The sequence below is a fragment of the Ruegeria sp. I1 genome, from assembly GCF_056532675.1.
The window spans coordinates 131,272-149,106 of record NZ_JBQFNM010000001.1 but is presented as its reverse complement, the minus strand read 5'-3'; the positions used below and the strand labels follow the sequence as shown (position 1 = coordinate 149,106).

Below are 17,835 nucleotides of genomic sequence, written 5' to 3'. Positions count from 1 at the left end.
TATTTGCCGGGTTGCTTCTTAAAATAGAGAGGATTGGCGCAGGTTCAATGCGATAAAAACGACGCGTAAAACTCGGGCCATTCCGGTGCGAGTTCTGCGCTCCAGCCATTGGGAAAGCCTGCCAAAGGCGCCGCCTGCAATTCATCACCGTGCCAGATCGCTGGTGAGGATTGTAATGCAAGGCGCGGACGCCCCGTTGCACGCCAATCGGGAACCGAGGCAAGCCCGGCCTCACCCAGCGCACGGATTTCAAATCCGTTGGTCCCCGGCCCGGACAGAACCCAGCGCCCATCCCAGCGCGCGTCGGGGGGCGCTTTCAGGTTGGCAACGGCCTGAAACTCTCTGCAAATCCAAGTGTTCGCGGCTTGAGGCGCCAGCAAACACCCGCTTAGCGATCCCGCTTCCCCATTGTCCAGCGCTTCTACGGCTTGGTCCACAGCGGACTGACGCGGGGGATATCCTGGCCCTGAAATCCAGCCGAGGATACCGACAAGCAGTCGACGCTTGATCTCGGCTGGCAAGGTTTGGAACGCGGCCCGATCCACACGAACATCCCCATCGATAGCAACCGCGACCTTGCGGGCGGATTCCTGCGTAAACAGGTCCAGCGCCTCACGCGCTTGGGCAAGGTTGCTGGCGACGCGCGACAAGGTTTCGGGCGTGATCCCCAGCGGAGACAGGTCAGCAAGTGCTTTTCGGGCTTTGATCCGGTCAAATCTTTTGTCCTGATTCGATGGATCCTCGATCCAGTTCAGCCCCTTATCCGATAGATAGTCACGCAAGCTATGGCGGGTGATCCCAAGCATCGGGCGCAGAATGGTGATACCCGCCCAGGCATGCGAATTTGGCATCGCTGCAAGGCCTGTCACCCCTGCGGAACGGGCCAGCCGCATCAGCACCGTTTCTGCCTGATCATCCGCAGTATGACCCAACGCAATCGCAGGGATACTATTTGCATGCGCCCATTGGGCCAGCAATGCATACCGCGCCTGCCGCGCTTGATCCTGCAGATTGCCTGAGCCGTCCCAACCTTGCCACTTCAGGATGTCGTGTTTCAGCCCCAGTCCAGCCGCCTGCCGCGCTACAATTTGGGCCTCTTCGGCCGCTTCTGGTCGCAAGCCATGGTCAACCGTGGCTGCACATAGCTCAGTCCCTTCATCTGCGGCGATTTCAGCGAGAAGGTGCATCAGCGCCACCGAGTCGCCACCGCCCGAAACAGCAATACCCAAACGTGGCGGCAGCCGTTCAGGCAGCCGGGCGCGAATATCGGATGTGAGGCTGTTCGGGGTCCGGTTCAAGAACACCCCAGTGAGGCCATTTCCTGTGTGGCATTTGACGCGGGACCAGAGGAAGGGAACCGAACGCCGACCTCACTGAGGGTGATACAGGCCTGATCGGTTTGACCCAGACGGCCCAGCGCCGCGCCGAGCTCATACAACGCCTCGGGCGCAACCGCCCCTTCGGAATCGCCGGTGAAGCTGGCAAGAAAGGCGCGTGCCGCTTCGCGCGTGTCACCCAAACCTTCCAGCGCTTGCCCTCGTTTCAAATGCGCCTCGGGCGCCAAAGGGCTGCCGGGATAGGATGTATCGAACTGCGCAAACTTGGTCGCGGCGGTCTGGAAATCACCATCGGCCAGCGCTTGCGACGCATCGTTGAAATCCGCCTGCTCGCCAACGGCGAGTTCTGCCTGCTCGGTCGCAGGAGGTGTGGCCGGTGTTATCACCTCTGTGCCCGAACCGGTGTCTTCGCCCCCCAATGTGCTGGTTGGTTCGCCAGAGATTTCACAATTGGTCTCTAACTCGCAAAGGCGGAATTCAAGATCCCCGATCCGGTTGGTTCCATCGGTCACAATGTTCTGCACCCGCTGGTTCAATTGCTCAGTCTGACGCGTCAGGCGTTGTAGCTCGGCCTCAATCGCGTCGACGCGTTCAAGGACAGAACTGCCGGAAAGGTTCGGCGCCGGAGAGCCGGTGGTTGAAAACTCGCGCTTCAAGCGCTGTATCTCCACATGCAGCACAGTCAGCTCCTGCCGGATATCCGCCAGCGTCTGCTGATCCTGCGCTTGCGCCACGCCCGCTGTTGCGACAACTGCGGCCAAAACCCATCCTGCAAGTCTCATCGTCTTACCCCAAGGTTGAACCGGTCAGCACTGTTACCGCACGGCGGTTCTTGGAATAGCATTCCTCGGTGCTGCAAATTTCAATCGGGCGCTCTTTGCCATAGCTGACAGTGGTCAGTCGGTTGCCCGCCACCCCACGCGAAATCAGGAACTCGCGCGCTGCATTCGCCCGCCGTGCACCCAGCGCGAGGTTATATTCGCGCGTGCCCTGCTCATCGGCATGGCCTTCGATCGTTGCCACATAGTCAGGGTTCGCCATCAGCCACTCGGCCTGCCCCTGAAGCACCGTCTGAGCCTGCGGCGATAGGGTCGACTGATCCACTGCAAACAAGACGCGATCGCCAACCGTTTGCTGGAAATACGCAGGCGAGCGCGGATCACTGGGTGACCCCGCAACAATCGAACCGCTGCCACCGGGACCGCCACCGCCCAGAGCCGAAGGATCATTGTTTGCGCAAGCTGCAACCACGCTCAGCGCGCCCAGCGCCAGGATTTTGCCCAATATGTTCATCTCAAGTGCCTCGTTGTTTTGTTCGTTGCCGCCTGTCTACCACAGGGGCGGTTTCTTGTGAACGTTCCCGCACGTCTGCAGCGATCAATTCTGTAACGGACCCCATGACGGGTCGCTGCCACCGTCCGGTGTTCGCACTGGCCGCAGGTTCCGACCCGAAATATCCACTGAGTAGAGCGTCGCCCGACCGCTTGCACCCTGTGTCTCTCGGGTGAACATGATAACCCTCCCGTTCGGGGACCATGTTGGCCCTTCGTCCAGGAAGGAAGATGTGAGCAGGCGTTCTTCGTCCCCGTTGGTGCGCATCACACCGATATGGAACCGGCCTTTGTTTTGCTTGGTGAACGCGATCAAATCTCCGCGCGGCGACCAGACGGGTGTGCCATAGCGGCCCTGACCAAAGCTGATCCGCGTTGCCTCGCCCCCATTTGCGGGCATGACATACAGTTGTGGTGTTCCCGAACGGTCGCTTTCAAACACGATCTGGCTGCCGTCTGGCGAATAGCTGGGCGCTGTTTCAATCGCAGGCGTATTAGTCAGGCGCGTACTTTGCCCAGAGGCCAGATCCATCTTCCAAAGGTCGGTGTTACCGCCCTGGATCAGCGAATAGACAATTGACCTTCCATCCGGTGAGAAGCGGGGCGAGAAACTCATGGTGCCACCCTGGGTATTCAACTCCTGACGCCTCACGCTTCCCACATCCAGCACGTAGATACGCGGGCTGCCTGTTTCATAGCTGGTGTAAAGCAACCGATCCCCGGTGGGCGAAAAGCGCGGGGCCAAAACGATCGCGGAACTGTCGGTCAGGTACTGAACATTTGCCCCATCATAATCCATGATCGCCAGACGTTTCAGACGCTGGTTTTTAGGGCCGCTTTCCGAGACAAACGCCACGCGACTGTCGAAATATCCACCTTCGCCCGTAATCCGGCTATAGACCTGATCGGCAACCTTATGTGCCATGCGCCGCCACCCATCGGTGGTTCCGGCCAGCTGCAGCCCGTTGCCCAGTTCTTGACCTGAGAACACATCCCAGACCCGGAAACGTACCGTCAGCCGCTTGCCCGAGACATTGACCGCCCCGGTTATCAGTGCCTGCGCATTGATCGCTTTCCAATCGGCAAACTGCACCGGTGCATCAAAGCTACTGACGCGGCTGATGAATGCGTCCGAGGAGATTTCACGGAACAGCCCCGTTCCAGTCAGGTCCGCCGCGACAACGCGGGAAAGATCGGCGGCGTATTGCGTCGCGGACGGTCCATCAGGCACAAAATTCGGAACCGCAAAGGGCATCGGCTCGATGATCCCTTCGTCGATCTCCAGGCGCAGCGGGCCGCTCTGAGCATGAACCGGGGCCGACATCACGGTCAGACCAAGGACGAGGCTGGTCAGAAGTTTCATCATTTGATCCGCATCCTCTCGGGATTGAAGGTAATCTCAATATCCTGCCACTGATCGTATTTGTCAGCAGGCAGATCGTATCCACGCGCACCACAGCGCAAAATTGCCCGTCTTGCGGCCTGATAAGCCTGATTTTCAGCCCCCGCCGACCCGCCAGAGCTGTCCAGCAAGCGAACACTTCCGCCTACAACCGTTCCATCACGATTGAGTGAAAACCCAACCACAACAACGACGTTCAACGCATCCGTCGACAACGAGCCGACATTCCAGCATTGCGATACCGCCACACGCATCGCATCCTTTTCACCGCTGGTCAGCGGCGGGCCGGATGGTGCGGCGGGTTCGGACAAAGCCTCGGCCAGCGCGTCGTTGATGGCATCATCATTGTTCTGCGCCGGCGCCTCAGGGGTCGGTTCCGGAGTTTCCGCCACCTCTGGTTCAGGCGCAGGGGCTGGACGATTGGGTCGTACACGTGGACGTGGCGACGTCAGAGGCGCTTGCTCATCGCTCTCCTCAGCCTCAGTCACAATCTCAGGCGCAGCCTCTTCCGGGGCGGTTTGATCCTGTTGTTCCTGCTGGGTTTCAGCACCTTCGTCCAAAGAAACGGGGGGCGTTTCCACCTCATCCGGCTTCGCCTCGGGCGGTGGTGGCGCGACGGGTTCGGGTGCGATCCGCTCAGACGGGCTGGGCTGCGCCTCGGGGCCCGGAGGCGCAACCAAGGCGGTCGTTTCCGGTTCCTTCAGTGTCGGGGGCTCTTCTGGCAGTTCCGGTTCTGGCGGAACTTCAACCGTTTCTGGTTGAACCTCGGGCTCGGGCTCAGATGGCGTTACGGGCTCGGGGCGCGGTTGTTCTTCCGGTGTCGCCTCGGGCGCGTTGGCTTCGGTCTCGGGCTCTGGCGGCTGCTCCAATATACCCGGTGAGGTCGGCACTTCGGGCGCGTTGGTCTGCGCGGTCATCGCTACAAAGTCCTCAGCCGAAATCACGGACACATCCTGCACAGCCATCGGCAAAGGTTCGGACCGGAAGGTGCCGCCGAACAGCGCCCAGCTGATTAGCCCGACATGCGCAATCGCCGAGATTTTGGTGCCGGTATCCACCGCGCGACCCCACCTTTACCCATCGTCCAGCGTCGGCCCGCCGGTATCCGTCACAAGACCCACATTCGAAAACCCGCCCGCATTCAACGCGCCCATGACCTGCATCACCTGTGCATAGGGGATTGCTCCGTCAGCGCGCAGAAAGACCCGATCGCTGCTGCGCTCGGCTGCAATGGCACGTAGCCTTCCGATCAATTCCTCGCGCTGAATATCGGTGGTCTGAATTTGAATACGGCCATCAGCAGTCAGCGTGACGGTCAGCGGTTCTTCACTATCGCCGGGCAAAGCACTTGCGGCAGTCTTGGGCAGATCGACAGGCACCCCGACGGTCAGCAGAGGCGCTGCCACCATGAAGATGATCAGCAGCACCAGCATGACATCGACAAAAGGCGTCACGTTGATCTCGGCCATTGGTTGCGCGCGACCACGCCGCCGTCCGCGTCTGCGCCCATTGCTGCCAGAGTTCTGCTGAACCGCCGCGCCCATCGCTCAGCCGTCCAACTGACGCGACAGGATAGTGGCGAATTCATCTGCAAAGGCCTCGTAACCGCCAACGATCCGATCGCTATCGGCACTGAGCTTGTTGTAAAAAATCACCGCCGGGATCGCGGCCAACAGGCCTAGACCGGTCGCCAACAACGCCTCGGCAATGCCGGGAGCGACAACGGCAAGGTTGGTGTTCTGCTGCTCGGCAATCTCGATAAAGGCGTTCATGATGCCCCAGACCGTACCGAACAGACCTATGAACGGCGCGGTCGAGCCGACGGTCGCCAGAATAGGCAGCCCTTTCTGCAAGGTCTCCGCCTCTTTTGCGATGGCGACATCCATCGATCGATCAATCCGGGCCGTTGCGCCTGCGATCAACCCGCCATCGGTGCGATGCGATCTGCGCCATTCGATCATTCCGGCGGCGAATATCTTCTCGGAACTGCCGTCAGGCTGCGAGCCGATCTGCTCGAACAGCTCATCCAACGGGTTGCCAGACCAGAAATGTTCATCAAACACCTGCGCTTCGCGCCGAGCCGCGCGATAGTTGATGAGTTTTTGGATGATAATGCCCCAGGACCAGATCGATGCCGCGATCAGCATCAACATCACCAGTTTGACGATAAAGGTCGCGCGGGCATACAGCCCCCACATGGAGAAATCGATCTCCTGCGCCAGCGCCAGCGTTTCAGCTTCCATGAACCTGCTCTTTGTTTTTGCCTGAATGGCCGTTGATTTGGCCTTGTTTTGCCAAACGCTATCGCAGTTGGGGCTGAAAAGCCAACAGAACCACCCCAGGTCCACAAATTGTTACATCAATGCGCGAATCTCTGCCGGAAGGCGCACGGGCTTGCCCTGCGCATTCATGCACACCGCGGTAACCTCAGCCCGGAAAATCTCGGTCTCACCCCGTTTCACCAGCTGCGACATGGTCAGCCGTGCGCCAGAGAGCGAAACCATCTCGGTTTCCACAACCAGCTCATCCTCGAACCGCGCTGCGGCCAGATAGTCCGCCTCGACGCGCCGTACGACCCAAACAATGCCCTGTTCCCGCATCGCATTCTGGTCATTGCCCAGTTTTCGCACCCAATCGGAGCGGGCGCGCTCGATATATCGCAGGTAATTTGCGTGATAGACGACGCCGCCCATATCGGTGTCTTCATAATACACGCGAACCGGGTAGGTGTGTTTCATTGCAATGTCTCCAACCGGGCAAACAGACGTAAAGCATGCGAGGCATCCTGCGCCGACCCCGGCAAAATCGGGTCATACGCGGCGCGGATCAGTGCAGCAATATCCGGCCGCAGGATCGTGGCCCCTGCCGTAATTGCCAGCGGCGATTGCGCCCGAAACGCGGTATCCGACCACAACAGGATCGTCTGCACCACCTGACTAAGCGCAAGGGTTTCCGCAGGCACCTTGGACAATTCCTTATCCATGCGAAGGAAAACAAACGCGGCGCGGATCGCGCCATCCTCTTCGAACCGGAATATCCGGTATTGATTGGCCTCAGCGGCCAACAACCGGTCGACCAATGGCCCGAGGTCAGGGATCAGACGATCCAGATCCGGCACCTCAAGCAGTTCCTGCCAGTCGCGGAAAAAGAACACCATGCAATTGGCACCCAGTTCCGGGTCGGTTTCAGCCATCTTGTGACCGGCCAACGTCACAACCGCCTCAAACGCGCCTTTGACAGTGGACAGGGTTTCATCCTCAACCCCAAATACGATGGGCACGACGGGTCGCCCCCAGCGCGCAAACAGAAACTCACCGCTCTCACGGGTAAACAGCGCTTCGATCTCGTCCGGAGTCACGCCCAGCCCTTTGTCTTTCTGAAAATACTCTCACTGAGAGGCATAAAATCTTAAGTGCGTCGCTTCAACCAAACAGATCGCTCTGGCCGCGAGGCGGGGCAATTCCAAGATGTGTCCACGCTTTTTGCGCCAACATCCGCCCACGCGGCGTGCGTTGGATCAAACCTTGCTGCAACAGATAGGGCTCGATCACCTCTTCCAGCGAATCCCGGCTCTCTGACAGCGCAGCCGAGAGCGTTTCGATACCAACCGGACCGCCCGCATAATTCTCAGCAATCAGCTTCAGATACCGCCGGTCGGCCCCATCCAGCCCCAGATTATCGACCCCCAAACGCGTCAATGCTCCATCGGCCAGTTCCCGCGTGATCCGGCCGTCCCCTTCGACGATTGCAAAATCGACCACCCGGCGCAGTAACCGCCCAGCGATCCGGGGTGTCCCGCGTGACCGGCGCGCAATCTCGCGCGCGCCATCATCATCCGCCGGAGCACCAAGTTTGCGGGCGTTGCGGGTGACGATCTCATGCAACTCATCCACAGTATAAAACTGCAACCTTGTTGGAATACCAAAACGGTCGCGTAGCGGCGTTGTCAGAAGCCCCATCCGCGTGGTCGCTCCGACAAGCGTGAACGGCTGCAACTCGATCCGCACTGTACGGGCCGCCGGGCCCTCGCCAATGACCAGATCCAGCTCAAAATCCTCCATCGCGGGATAGAGCACTTCTTCAACCGCCGGGTTCAGACGGTGTATCTCGTCGATGAACAGCACATCGCGCGATTCCAGATTGGTCAGGATCGCCGCCAGGTCACCTGCTTTGGCCAGAACCGGGCCGGATGTCATGCGAAAGTTTACGCCCAACTCACGCGCCATGATCTGAGCCAGCGTGGTTTTCCCTAAGCCCGGAGGGCCATGGAACAACGTATGATCCATCGCCTCACCCCGCTGCTTGGCCGATTGGATGAAGATGCGCAGGTTAGCGCGTGCCTCGGCCTGACCGATGAACTCGTCCAATCCCTGCGGGCGCAATGCGCGGTCATTATCCTCGGGCAGAGGGTCGGGGCGCAGGGTGGGATCAGCGTCTACCATTCACTCAGCCCTTTGGTGCCAGCAATTTCAGTGCTGCGCGGATCAATTCAGCCTCACTCGCTTCCGGCAGGCTCGCCGCCGCTTCGGCCACGGCCGAGGCGGCCTCGGACGGGCCATAGCCCAGATTTGACAGCGCAGACAGCGCGCCCGCAGATGCCGCTGCTGACCCCGAGGCCGGTTTCGCCACGCGTTTCGGCGCAGGGGCGGGTTCAGTCAGTTCAACCACCTCAAGCGCGGGGCCATCCATCGCCTCGGTTACCGTGCCGCCCATGGCCATGACGCCCGGGGCCTTGTCTTTGAGATCTAATACAATTCGCTGCGCAGTCTTCGGTCCAACGCCCTTGGCTGCTTTCACTGCCGCCCAATCGCCCAGGGCAATCGCGCGGCTGACCCCATCGGGACCAAGCGCCGACAGAATAGCCAAGGATACCTTCGCCCCAACGCCCTGAACCGAGCAGAGCAACCGGTGCCACTCCTTTTCGACCAGAGATAGGAACCCATAGAGCTGCATCAGGTCCTCGCGCACGACCATATCGGTGTAGATCGAGACCGCCTCACCCACCCCCGGTAGGGCTGCCATGGTTCGGTCGGAGCAATAGACAATGTAACCGACCCCACGCACATCGATCAGGACATGATCCGCTGCGCGATAGTCCAAACGCCCTGTCAGCTTACCGATCATGCCCCGACCTCTTTCAACCGCGATTGCTGCGTCTTGCCGTAATACGCATGACAAATCGCAATCGCCAGCGCATCCGCCGCATCTGCGCCTTTTGGTGAACAGCCGGGCAGTTGCAGTTTGACCATGTGCAAAACCTGCTCTTTCTCGGCATGGCCAACACCAACCACGGTCTTCTTGACCCGGTTGGGCGCGTATTCCCCCACCGGCAAACCCGCCTGAGCCAACGTCAACAGCGCCACACCCCGCGCTTGGCCCAGCTTAAGGGTCCCTGCCCCGTCCTTGTTCACAAAAGTCTGTTCAATGGCAGCCTGATCCGGCTGATGCTCGGCAATCACTTCGACAATCTGGTTATGCAACGACAGCAGCCGCTCACCCAGATCGTCGCCATCTGATTTGCATAACCCGTTCGCAACATGGCTCAGGCGGCTGCCATGCGATTCGATGACGCCCCATCCCAAGGTTCTCAACCCCGGATCAATGCCCAAAATTCGCATGTTGTGCCTCGGCCTGCTCGGGTTATGTGATCTTTTTTCAACGCCTAGCACGAAGCGTGAACATTTTCCAAGCGAATTGGTCCATGGACAAAAACCGACAGCTTTGTCCTGCCAACGACACCACGCGTCGATTGCGACTTCGAATAATCTGTTTTCGACCAGTTTATGAACGCGAATTAACCAATAATTTAAGCGAATTACGGCTTAAACATGTTGAAGATGAGGCTTGCAATTATTGCATAGGAAATATGCAAAAAATGATCTTGTGCAGGCGATTTGGCAGCACTAAATGCCCGGCAGATCGCAAGATCGATATGAAACACAAACCAGAAGGAAACAGGATATGGCTGCACTGGACACCACCCGCATCGCCACCACTGGCTCGTTCGGCCTCGTTGGCCGTATCGGCGCGCTTTTTGCATCGGCATTCAATGTCGTTGCTGAATGGAACGACGCCCGCGCAACACGCAAAGCGCTGACTGGCCTGACGGACCGCGAGCTGGAAGATATCGGCCTGTGCCGTGGCGACATCGATATGATCGCCGAAGGCCGCCGTTAAGACGACGACAACATAACTGCCCCTTCTCCTCCCTATGGGGCAAACAGAAAACACCGCGTGCTGATCAGCGCGCGGTGTTTTTCTATTCTGGACGTCTAAAACCGAACTGTATCAGTAGAGAACCTTGTTCAACTGAATCGCCAGCGCTTCGGACAAGGGATCGATCTGCATGACCCAGGCACCAGCCTGTTCAACCGATGTGCCCTGATTCAGGCTATCGATCCGAAACTGATAGCCTGTCGGCCCGAGGCTGGAGAGCAGGAACGCTTTGAATCCGAAAAAGCCAAGCAAGCAAAAGACTAACACTTTAGCCGGAACAGCTGATCGAACACGCTGTGGTTTCATAACAACCAAGCCATCCTTGCGCATCGTCGCGCGATAGCCTCGGCTCATCTTGTGATGCTTCTTGTTCAGGCGATGTACGCGCTGATTGAATTCCAGTTGTTTTGTCGTCATGGCAGCCTCCACAAAACCGCCCCCCATCGAGTTGATCAAAAAACGGTAAGCAGAGAATGCGACAAAACCGTGGCAAAAATCCATAAAACTCCTGCAAATGGTCTAAATTGGGCCCTGTTTGCTTAAGATTAGCGTCGTCCATTCACCAATCTCACTTCTGTCGGTCAGATTAAATCCATTCTGGGAATAAACAGACACGACATCGTCAGCCTGTTCATTGAGGATTCCCGACAGAATTGCGTACCCCCCCGTACAGAGATTCGCGGCAATTTCGGGTGACAAAGCCACCAGCGGGCCCTTGAGGATATTTGCAAATATCAGGTCATACGGCGCGGCAGATTTAAGCTCAGGATGATCGAACCCCGCCGCCTCGACACAGCGAACGGCTCCGGCCATGCCATTGGCCTTCAGGTTGGCCTCGGCCACATCAACCGCCACCTGATCAATGTCGCTGGCCAGAATCTCGCCATCCCACACACGTGCTGCGGCCATGGCCAGAACGGCGGTGCCACATCCGATATCGGCAACTTTCATCGCGCTGAACCCGTCATCCAGCAAACGATCCAGCGCCTTCAAACACCCAAGCGTGGTGCCGTGATGGCCTGTGCCAAACGCCATCGCGGCCTCGATCAGCAATGGTATCCGACCCTTGGGCAGCTTGTCTGCATCGTGGCTGCCGTAGACAAAGAACCGGCCTGCCTCAACGGGGGCGAGCTCGCGGCGCACATGGGCAACCCAATCGGTTTCAGGCAGTTCCGAGACGACAAAGGATTTGGCCTCAAACGCAGCAGCCAAAACCGCAAGGGCTGTCTCATCTGGAGCTTCAGTGAAATACCCCCCAACTTCCCAAAGGCCCGAGCCGTCTTCGACCTCGAACACACCAACACCAGTTGGTTCCGGGTCCAAACGCTCCATCGCCTCGCCCAGACCTTCGGCGGCAGTTTTGCCTGTCAGCGTCGTTAACGCGGTGAATGTGGGCATGGGGACCTCCTGTCTCAGTTGAGACAGCGCCTATGGCTTGGGCCCGCCAAGGTCAAGCATAGGCGCTCATTCAGCAGGGGCCGCGGCGTATTTGGACAGGATGGTTTCGTTCCCTGGCTCGGGATGGCGCGGGATGAGCAGCGACAGCAGCAGCGAGATCATGGCCATTGCAGCCGCCAGGCCAAAGACGGCTCCGGGCGACACGACCCAAAGCAGGCCCAGCAGCGCAGGCAGGAACACCGCCGCAATATGGTTGATGGTGAAGGCCACCGCAGCTGTTGGAGCGATATCCGCCGGATCAGCAATCTTTTGGAAATAGGTTTTCAGCGCCAGCGCCAAAGCAAACAGAACGTGGTCGATCACGTAAAGGATCGCCGCCAGCAAAACGCCCCAGCCAAACCAATAGATGCCGCCATAGGCTGCAAAGACGATCGCGAGGCCGGTATATTCGAAGATCAACGTGCGGCGCTCGCCAAACGTGGCCACTGCTTTGCCCAGCATCGGAGCGGCGGCCATGTTGATCACGAGATTGATCAGGTACAGGCTGGTGAGTTCGTGAACTTCGAACCCGAATTTCTCAACCATCATGAAGCCCGCAAAGACGACAAAGATCTGGCGACGCGCTCCGGCCATGAATTGCAGCGCGTAGTATAGCCAGTAGCGTTTGCGCAGGATCAGTTTCTTAGTCTGCGGTGTGGGCGCGTCAAATTGCGGATAAGCAATCAGGCTGAACAGCGCCAGCAGAGCAGTCACCCCTCCGGTGGCCCAAAAAACGGTATTGTAGGACAGATCGAACCGATCCCATGTCAACACGATCAGTCCATAGACCACCGCCGTTGCAGCCGACCCCATGGCCACCAGCCAGCCCAGCACTTGCGGGGCCTTGTCCTTGGGCAACCATTGCAGCTGAAGCGACTGGTTTACCGTTTCGTAGTAGTGAAAGCCGATCGAGCTGAACAAAGTCACGAATAGCAACCCACCCAGGCTGGGGAACCATGCCGTCACCGCTGTTGCCACACCCAGCATCATCAGCGAGATCATGGCCAAGACCTGCTCGCGGACGAAAATGATCACCGCAATCACACCAACCGCCAGAAAGCCCGGGATTTCGCGCACCGTGTGCAGCAGGCCGATATCCGCGCCATCAAAATTCGCCACCTCGATGACGAAATTGTTCAGCAGGGCACTCCAGCCGTTGAACGCAATCGGCATGGTCATCGCCATCACAAAAAGAAGCGTGATCGGGCGGCGCCAGAACGGCAGGCTTTGCGCCTCGGCAAGGGGCATGGGTTTCAGCATGAGAGTCCCTCTACGCCCATTTCCAGGGTTTGGCGAGAGGAAAGCACGGAGCGCACAATGGGTCTGCACAGGTGCAGAGATCAGTAGAAACTCTGCGGGTCGATATCGACCGTCAGACGAATATCGCCTTTCAGGCGCAACGGCGCAATCCAGCGGGCGATGCCGTCTTGTATTGGCGCCCCCTTTGGGGCCTTGACCAACAGACGCACCCGGTGACGCCCGCGAATACGCGCTATTGGGGCGGGCGCCGGGCCAAAGACCTGCGCCCCGATCTCGCGCAGTGGCGCATCATTGCGAGCCATGGCGTTGCCGATATCGAACACCGGCCCAACCTCTGGTCCGGACAAGACGATACCCGCCATGCGCCCATAAGGCGGCACACCAGCTGCTTGTCGCGCAGCGGCTTCGGTTTTCCAGAACCCTTCCTCATCCCCTGACAGGATCGCCCGGATCACCGGATGCTCGGGTTGGAAGGTCTGCAACAGGGCCTGACCGGGTTTGTCCGCACGCCCCGCTCGACCCGCCACTTGCCGCATCAATTGAAAGGTGCGCTCGGCCGCGCGCAGGTCAGCCCCATGCAGGCTAAGATCCGCATCAATGACACCGACCAATGTCAGCTTGGGGAAGTTATGCCCCTTGGCCACCAGTTGGGTGCCGATGATGATATCCGCCTCCCCTGCGGCAATCTCCTCGATCTTTGCCTTCAACGCCCGGGCCGATCCGAAAAGATCCGAACTCAGCATGGTGATGTTGGCGTCAGGAAAGGTGGCTTCGGCCTCCTCCGCCAGCCGTTCGATCCCCGGCCCCACCGGCGCCAGTTTGCCCTCGACCCCGCACGATGGACAAACGTAGGGCATCGGTTTGGTCTCACCACACTGATGGCACATGAGGCGTTTGAGAAAACGATGTTCCACCATCCGTGCATCGCAATGATCGCATGCAATTTGGCTGCCGCAAGCTCGGCACAAGGTGACCGGCGCATAGCCGCGGCGGTTTATGAACAGCAGGGACTGTTCACCATTCTCGATCCGTTGTTGCACGGCCTGCCGCAAGGACGGTGAGATCCAGCTGTTGGGTTGCAGCGGTTCGGCCCGCATATCAATTGACCTCATTTCGGGCAGCATCGCCGCGCCAAAGCGGGACGTCAGGTCCAACCTTTCATACTTGCCCGCCTCGGCATTTGCCCAGCTTTCTAGCGAGGGCGTCGCGCTGGCCAAAACCACGCGCGCGCCGCAAATGGCGGACCGCAAAACCGCCATATCGCGGGCGCTATAGTGCACCCCGTCTTCCTGTTTATAGGATGTGTCGTGCTCTTCATCGACCACAACAAGCCCCAGATCGCGGAAGGGCAGAAACAAAGCTGATCGCGCGCCCACGACCAGTTGCGCATCACCCTGACCAACCATGCGCCAGACCCGGCGTCGTTCAGTCATGGTTGCACCCGAATGCCATTCGGCAGGGTGGGCGCCGAACCGGGCCTCGACGCGGGTAAGGAATTCGGCGGTCAGCGCAATCTCAGGCAGCAGCACCAGAGCCTGCCGCCCCATGCGCAATGTTTCTGCGACGGCCTCCAGATACACCTCCGTCTTGCCCGAACCCGTCACGCCTTTCAGCAAAGTAGTGCCGTAATCACCTGTGCGCTGACCATCTTTCAACGAGGCGACCGCCGCGGCTTGGTCGTCCGTAAGCTGTTTGCTCGGCAAATCCGGGTTCAGATGCGGATAGGGCAGGTCACGCGGGCTGTCCTCTTCTCGAACAGCGCCCAGTTTGACCAACCCTTTGACGACAGAGGTCGTTACCCCGGCCTGCTCGGCCAGTTCTTTCAACGTGAAGGCCAGCCCGCCGTATTCTTTCAACACCTCAAGCACCCGGCCCCGAGCGTCGGTCATCCGATCCGGCTCGGCAACACCCAGGCGATAGACCTTCCGCATCGACGGCGTATCACCCAAGCCCGGCGCGCGGGTTGCAAGGCGCAGCATCGCAGGCATCGGTGTTAGCGTGTAATCCGCCACCTTTCCCAAAAACACCCGCATCTCTTCTCGCATGGGCGCAACTTCAAGCACCCGGATCACGGACCGCGCCTTGTTCAGATCAAACCCGCCCTGTCCCGGCCCCCAAACTACGCCCAGAACCTTGCGTGGCCCCAGCGGCACCTCGACAAACGCGCCTAAAAAGCACCCACCTTCGGGCGCTTTGTAATCCAACGTACGGTCCAGCGGCTGCGTGGTCAGCACCGCAACCAGCTCTCCTTCGTCGAAAAATTCGTTAGCGCTCACAGCATATCCTATGCAGGGGGTTCCAGCAGGGGTCTCTTTGAGGTAAAGCCATCCGCGACCAAGGCCAACCCATCAAAGGACTGCCCGCATGAAATTCTTCGTAGACACCGCCGAGATCGACGCCATTGCCGAACTGAACGACCTGGGCATGGTTGACGGCGTCACCACCAACCCTTCGCTGATCCTGAAATCAGGCCGCGACATTCTGGAAGTCACCAAGGAAATCTGCGATCTGGTCGACGGCCCCGTATCCGCCGAAGTTGTCGCCACCGAGGCCGACGACATGATCGCCGAAGGCCGCAAGCTGGCCAAGATCGCGCCGAACATCGCGGTCAAAGTACCGCTGACATGGGCCGGCCTGAAAACCTGTAAAACCCTCAGCGACGAAGGCCAGATGGTCAACGTGACCCTGTGTTTCTCGACCAATCAAGCAATTCTGGCAGCCAAAGCAGGCGCAACCTTCATCTCGCCCTTCATCGGTCGTCTGGACGATATCAACCTCGACGGAATGGACCTGATCGCCGACATTCGTCAGGTCTATGACAACTATGGGTTCGAGACCGAAATCCTCGCGGCGTCGATCCGCACCGTGAACCACGTGACCGACAGCGCGCGTATCGGGGCCGATGTGATCACTGCACCGCCAACCGTGATCAAGAAACTGGCCGATCATCCTCTGACAGACAAAGGTCTTGAAACCTTCCTCGCCGATTGGGCCAAAACCGGTCAGCAAATCCTCTGATCCTTTTGCACAACCGCGCGGTGCCGACAGGCACCGCGCCCGGCCCAACTGTGCGGGGCTGATCTCTGATCAGCGCCAAACAGGCGGGAGCGCTCGCCACACGGGCCAATTATTCCACCAAAAGATGTATTTTTCCCAAGGCAAAACCGGTTCGTCATGCTATAAGCCGCCAAAACAAAAAATACCGACCGGACGGGACATGAGCAGCAACCCAAAACTTGAAGACAGCCTTCGCGCTGCGATTCTGGCCAAACCAGACGCATTGCTGGATGACAAAGACCTGATGCAGGCATTGGTCAGCGCCAATGAACAAGCGCGCGGTGAAAACGTGATCGACTTGCGTGGCATTGCCATGCAGCGGCTCGAAGCGCGGTTGGACCGGCTGGAAGACACGCATCGTTCGGTAATTGCGGCAGCCTATGAAAACCTGGCCGGCACCAATCAGATCCATCGCGCCATTCTGCGGCTCCTAGAACCCGTCGAGTTCGAGGATTTTCTGCGCATCCTGGGTAACGAAGTTCCCGAAATTCTGCGTGTCGATCAGATCACTCTGGTTTTGGAAACCGCCATCCTGCAAGACGACCCCGCGATCGACACGCTGGGCGGTGTTCTGACGGTCGTTGAACCCGGTTACGTCAACAGATACCTCTCGCAGGATCGCGGAAGCACAGTGCGCGATGTCACCTTGCGCGAAATCCGTCAACCCAACCCACGCATCTTTGGTAGCGACGCCGACCATCTGCGGTCCGAGGCATGCCTCAAGCTGGATCTGGGTGCAGGCCGCCTGCCAGGCATGATCGTGATAGGCGCCACCGATCCGCGCCATTTCACGCCACAGCTTGGCACTGATCTTTTGGCCTTCTTCGCAGGCGTATTCGAACGCTCGATGCGCCACTGGCTGTCGTGAGCCTGATTTCACCGGCGTGCAGGGATGCCTTGCAGCATTGGCTGGAAAGCCTTGGCGCGCTGGCTGGGCGATCAGACAACACCCAGTCCGCCTATCGCGGCGATGTCACTGATTTTCTGTCCTTCATGACACTCCATCAAGGGGATCGTCAGGGGCTTGCCGCACTTGAGCGCATCTCGATCTCGGATATGCGAGCCTGGATGGCACAACTGCGCGCGGATGGGATTGGTGCGCGGTCGCTTGCGCGCAAACTCTCGGCTGTCAAAAGTTTCTACCGATGGCTAGCTGAACGGGAAGGGTTTGAACCCACGGCCGTCCTGTCCACCCGCGCGCCCAAGTTCACCAAGAAGCTGCCGCGCCCCCTGGCCGAGGACGCAGCCCGGGCCATGATCGACACGGTCGAATTGCAGGCAACATCGGATTGGGTTGCCGCGAGAGACGTAGCAGTTGTCACCCTACTCTATGGTTGCGGCTTGCGGATTTCCGAGGCCCTTTCTCTGACTGGGGCCGATACCCCATTGCCGCAAACCCTGCGCATCATCGGTAAGGGTGGCAAAGAACGCATCGTCCCCGTAATCCCTGCGGCGCGTGAGGCTGTAGACCGGTATCTCCGCCTCTGTCCACATCCTCAATCGTCGGAGGCACCGCTGTTCCGCGGTGTGCGCGGTGGCGCATTGAACCCGCGCGCCATTCAGGGGGTGATGGCCAAAGTCCGGATGCAATTGGGTCTGCCGTCAACGGCAACACCTCATGCCATGCGGCATAGCTTTGCCACACATCTACTGTCTGCCGGCGGCGATCTTCGGGCCATTCAGGAACTTTTGGGTCACGCATCGCTTTCGACGACCCAAGCCTATACAGCCGTTGATACCGCGCGCTTGATGGAGGTCTATAACCGCGCGCATCCCAAGGCCAAACACTGACGAA

The 17,835-nt window shown here is 59.1% G+C and carries 20 protein-coding genes; 4 read left to right on the top strand and 16 right to left on the bottom strand.

Annotated elements, in window-relative coordinates; all coding sequences use genetic code 11:
* Positions 1–44: 44 nt before the first annotated feature.
* The 12 genes from tilS to ruvC form a co-directional block, all read right to left on the bottom strand.
* A complete protein-coding gene (tilS, locus tag ACR0DH_RS00730) occupies positions 45–1,298 on the bottom strand; it encodes a tRNA lysidine(34) synthetase TilS (protein ID WP_480546430.1) in 1,254 nt (417 codons plus the stop codon).
* Positions 1,295–2,119 carry a tol-pal system protein YbgF gene (gene ybgF / locus ACR0DH_RS00725; protein WP_480546428.1) on the bottom strand — a complete coding sequence of 275 codons (825 nt, stop codon included), beginning with the start codon at positions 2,117–2,119 and terminating at the stop codon, positions 1,295–1,297. Before ybgF ends, tilS begins: the two co-directional genes overlap by 4 nt.
* Positions 2,120–2,123: 4 nt before the next feature.
* Positions 2,124–2,630 carry a peptidoglycan-associated lipoprotein Pal gene (pal, locus tag ACR0DH_RS00720; RefSeq protein WP_170531039.1) on the bottom strand — a complete coding sequence of 169 codons (507 nt, stop codon included), beginning with the start codon at positions 2,628–2,630 and terminating at the stop codon, positions 2,124–2,126.
* An 84-nt stretch (positions 2,631–2,714) separates the two neighbouring features.
* Positions 2,715–4,034, bottom strand: coding sequence for a Tol-Pal system beta propeller repeat protein TolB (tolB, locus tag ACR0DH_RS00715; RefSeq protein WP_480546426.1), 1,320 nt, complete (start codon positions 4,032–4,034; stop codon positions 2,715–2,717).
* Positions 4,031–5,128 carry an energy transducer TonB gene (locus ACR0DH_RS00710; RefSeq protein ID WP_480546424.1) on the bottom strand — a complete coding sequence of 366 codons (1,098 nt, stop codon included), beginning with the start codon at positions 5,126–5,128 and terminating at the stop codon, positions 4,031–4,033. Before ACR0DH_RS00710 ends, tolB begins: the two co-directional genes overlap by 4 nt.
* Positions 5,129–5,143: 15 nt before the next feature.
* Positions 5,144–5,614: a protein TolR gene (gene tolR, locus ACR0DH_RS00705; RefSeq protein WP_170531045.1), complete on the bottom strand. Its 471-nt coding sequence runs from the start codon at positions 5,612–5,614 to the stop codon at positions 5,144–5,146.
* A gap of 3 nt (positions 5,615–5,617) precedes the next feature.
* Positions 5,618–6,313 (bottom strand): protein TolQ, encoded by a 696-nt coding sequence (gene tolQ / locus ACR0DH_RS00700; RefSeq protein WP_353012465.1) that lies wholly within the window; start codon positions 6,311–6,313, stop codon positions 5,618–5,620.
* 111 nt (positions 6,314–6,424) lie between these two features.
* Positions 6,425–6,808 (bottom strand): tol-pal system-associated acyl-CoA thioesterase, encoded by a 384-nt coding sequence (gene ybgC, locus ACR0DH_RS00695; RefSeq protein ID WP_170531048.1) that lies wholly within the window; start codon positions 6,806–6,808, stop codon positions 6,425–6,427.
* On the bottom strand, positions 6,805–7,428 hold the full coding sequence (locus ACR0DH_RS00690) for a hypothetical protein (RefSeq protein WP_480546422.1): 624 nt from the start codon (positions 7,426–7,428) through the stop codon (positions 6,805–6,807). Before ACR0DH_RS00690 ends, ybgC begins: the two co-directional genes overlap by 4 nt.
* A gap of 64 nt (positions 7,429–7,492) precedes the next feature.
* Complete coding sequence (ruvB, locus tag ACR0DH_RS00685) at positions 7,493–8,512, bottom strand: Holliday junction branch migration DNA helicase RuvB (protein ID WP_170531051.1); 1,020 nt, start codon at positions 8,510–8,512, stop codon at positions 7,493–7,495.
* 4 nt (positions 8,513–8,516) lie between these two features.
* Positions 8,517–9,194, bottom strand: coding sequence for a Holliday junction branch migration protein RuvA (gene ruvA, locus ACR0DH_RS00680; protein WP_480546420.1), 678 nt, complete (start codon positions 9,192–9,194; stop codon positions 8,517–8,519).
* Complete coding sequence (gene ruvC / locus ACR0DH_RS00675; protein ID WP_353012451.1) at positions 9,191–9,688, bottom strand: crossover junction endodeoxyribonuclease RuvC; 498 nt, start codon at positions 9,686–9,688, stop codon at positions 9,191–9,193. The genes ruvA and ruvC overlap by 4 nt, the downstream gene beginning before the upstream one ends.
* A 343-nt stretch (positions 9,689–10,031) precedes the next feature.
* Between ruvC and ACR0DH_RS00670 the strand changes: the two genes are divergently transcribed.
* A complete protein-coding gene (locus tag ACR0DH_RS00670; RefSeq protein WP_480542002.1) occupies positions 10,032–10,247 on the top strand; it encodes a DUF1127 domain-containing protein in 216 nt (71 codons plus the stop codon).
* 111 nt (positions 10,248–10,358) lie between these two features.
* Here the strand turns inward: ACR0DH_RS00670 and ACR0DH_RS00665 are convergent, their stop codons facing one another.
* The 4 genes from ACR0DH_RS00665 to ACR0DH_RS00650 form a co-directional block, all read right to left on the bottom strand.
* Positions 10,359–10,703 carry a hypothetical protein gene (locus ACR0DH_RS00665; RefSeq protein ID WP_480546418.1) on the bottom strand — a complete coding sequence of 115 codons (345 nt, stop codon included), beginning with the start codon at positions 10,701–10,703 and terminating at the stop codon, positions 10,359–10,361.
* A gap of 102 nt (positions 10,704–10,805) precedes the next feature.
* The gene (locus tag ACR0DH_RS00660) at positions 10,806–11,684 is read right to left on the bottom strand and encodes a 50S ribosomal protein L11 methyltransferase (RefSeq protein ID WP_480546416.1); all 879 of its coding nucleotides are present in this window, start codon (positions 11,682–11,684) and stop codon (positions 10,806–10,808) included.
* Between the two features lie 66 nt (positions 11,685–11,750).
* Complete coding sequence (locus ACR0DH_RS00655) at positions 11,751–12,983, bottom strand: MFS transporter (RefSeq protein ID WP_480546414.1); 1,233 nt, start codon at positions 12,981–12,983, stop codon at positions 11,751–11,753.
* An 80-nt stretch (positions 12,984–13,063) separates the two neighbouring features.
* Complete coding sequence (locus tag ACR0DH_RS00650) at positions 13,064–15,259, bottom strand: primosomal protein N' (protein WP_480546412.1); 2,196 nt, start codon at positions 15,257–15,259, stop codon at positions 13,064–13,066.
* A gap of 88 nt (positions 15,260–15,347) precedes the next feature.
* Here ACR0DH_RS00650 and fsa point away from each other — a divergent pair, with 88 nt between their 5' ends.
* The 3 genes from fsa to ACR0DH_RS00635 all read left to right on the top strand — a co-directional run bounded on the left by fsa (position 15,348) and on the right by ACR0DH_RS00635 (position 17,831).
* Positions 15,348–16,001: a fructose-6-phosphate aldolase gene (gene fsa, locus ACR0DH_RS00645; RefSeq protein ID WP_480546410.1), complete on the top strand. Its 654-nt coding sequence runs from the start codon at positions 15,348–15,350 to the stop codon at positions 15,999–16,001.
* A gap of 199 nt (positions 16,002–16,200) precedes the next feature.
* The gene (locus tag ACR0DH_RS00640; protein WP_480546408.1) at positions 16,201–16,908 is read left to right on the top strand and encodes a DUF484 family protein; all 708 of its coding nucleotides are present in this window, start codon (positions 16,201–16,203) and stop codon (positions 16,906–16,908) included.
* Positions 16,905–17,831 (top strand): tyrosine recombinase XerC, encoded by a 927-nt coding sequence (locus tag ACR0DH_RS00635; RefSeq protein WP_480546406.1) that lies wholly within the window; start codon positions 16,905–16,907, stop codon positions 17,829–17,831. The genes ACR0DH_RS00640 and ACR0DH_RS00635 overlap by 4 nt, the downstream gene beginning before the upstream one ends.
* Positions 17,832–17,835: the final 4 nt, after the last annotated feature.

Excerpts from the sequence above, each read along its gene's own strand:
- tolB (WP_480546426.1), bottom strand. The coding sequence starts at position 4,034 with ATGATGAAACTTCTGACCAGCCTCGTCCTTGGTCTGACCGTGATGTCG.
- ACR0DH_RS00655 (WP_480546414.1), bottom strand. The coding sequence starts at position 12,983 with ATGCTGAAACCCATGCCCCTTGCCGAGGCGCAAAGCCTGCCGTTCTGG.
- ACR0DH_RS00660 (WP_480546416.1), bottom strand. The coding sequence starts at position 11,684 with ATGCCCACATTCACCGCGTTAACGACGCTGACAGGCAAAACTGCCGCC.
- ACR0DH_RS00670 (WP_480542002.1), top strand. The coding sequence starts at position 10,032 with ATGGCTGCACTGGACACCACCCGCATCGCCACCACTGGCTCGTTCGGC.
- tolQ (WP_353012465.1), bottom strand. The coding sequence starts at position 6,313 with ATGGAAGCTGAAACGCTGGCGCTGGCGCAGGAGATCGATTTCTCCATG.
- ybgF (WP_480546428.1), bottom strand. The coding sequence starts at position 2,119 with ATGAGACTTGCAGGATGGGTTTTGGCCGCAGTTGTCGCAACAGCGGGC.
- ruvC (WP_353012451.1), bottom strand. The coding sequence starts at position 9,688 with ATGCGAATTTTGGGCATTGATCCGGGGTTGAGAACCTTGGGATGGGGC.
- ACR0DH_RS00665 (WP_480546418.1), bottom strand. The coding sequence starts at position 10,703 with ATGACGACAAAACAACTGGAATTCAATCAGCGCGTACATCGCCTGAAC.
- ybgC (WP_170531048.1), bottom strand. The coding sequence starts at position 6,808 with ATGAAACACACCTACCCGGTTCGCGTGTATTATGAAGACACCGATATG.
- pal (WP_170531039.1), bottom strand. The coding sequence starts at position 2,630 with ATGAACATATTGGGCAAAATCCTGGCGCTGGGCGCGCTGAGCGTGGTT.
- ACR0DH_RS00640 (WP_480546408.1), top strand. The coding sequence starts at position 16,201 with ATGAGCAGCAACCCAAAACTTGAAGACAGCCTTCGCGCTGCGATTCTG.
- fsa (WP_480546410.1), top strand. The coding sequence starts at position 15,348 with ATGAAATTCTTCGTAGACACCGCCGAGATCGACGCCATTGCCGAACTG.
- ruvA (WP_480546420.1), bottom strand. The coding sequence starts at position 9,194 with ATGATCGGTAAGCTGACAGGGCGTTTGGACTATCGCGCAGCGGATCAT.
- tolR (WP_170531045.1), bottom strand. The coding sequence starts at position 5,614 with ATGGGCGCGGCGGTTCAGCAGAACTCTGGCAGCAATGGGCGCAGACGC.
- ruvB (WP_170531051.1), bottom strand. The coding sequence starts at position 8,512 with ATGGTAGACGCTGATCCCACCCTGCGCCCCGACCCTCTGCCCGAGGAT.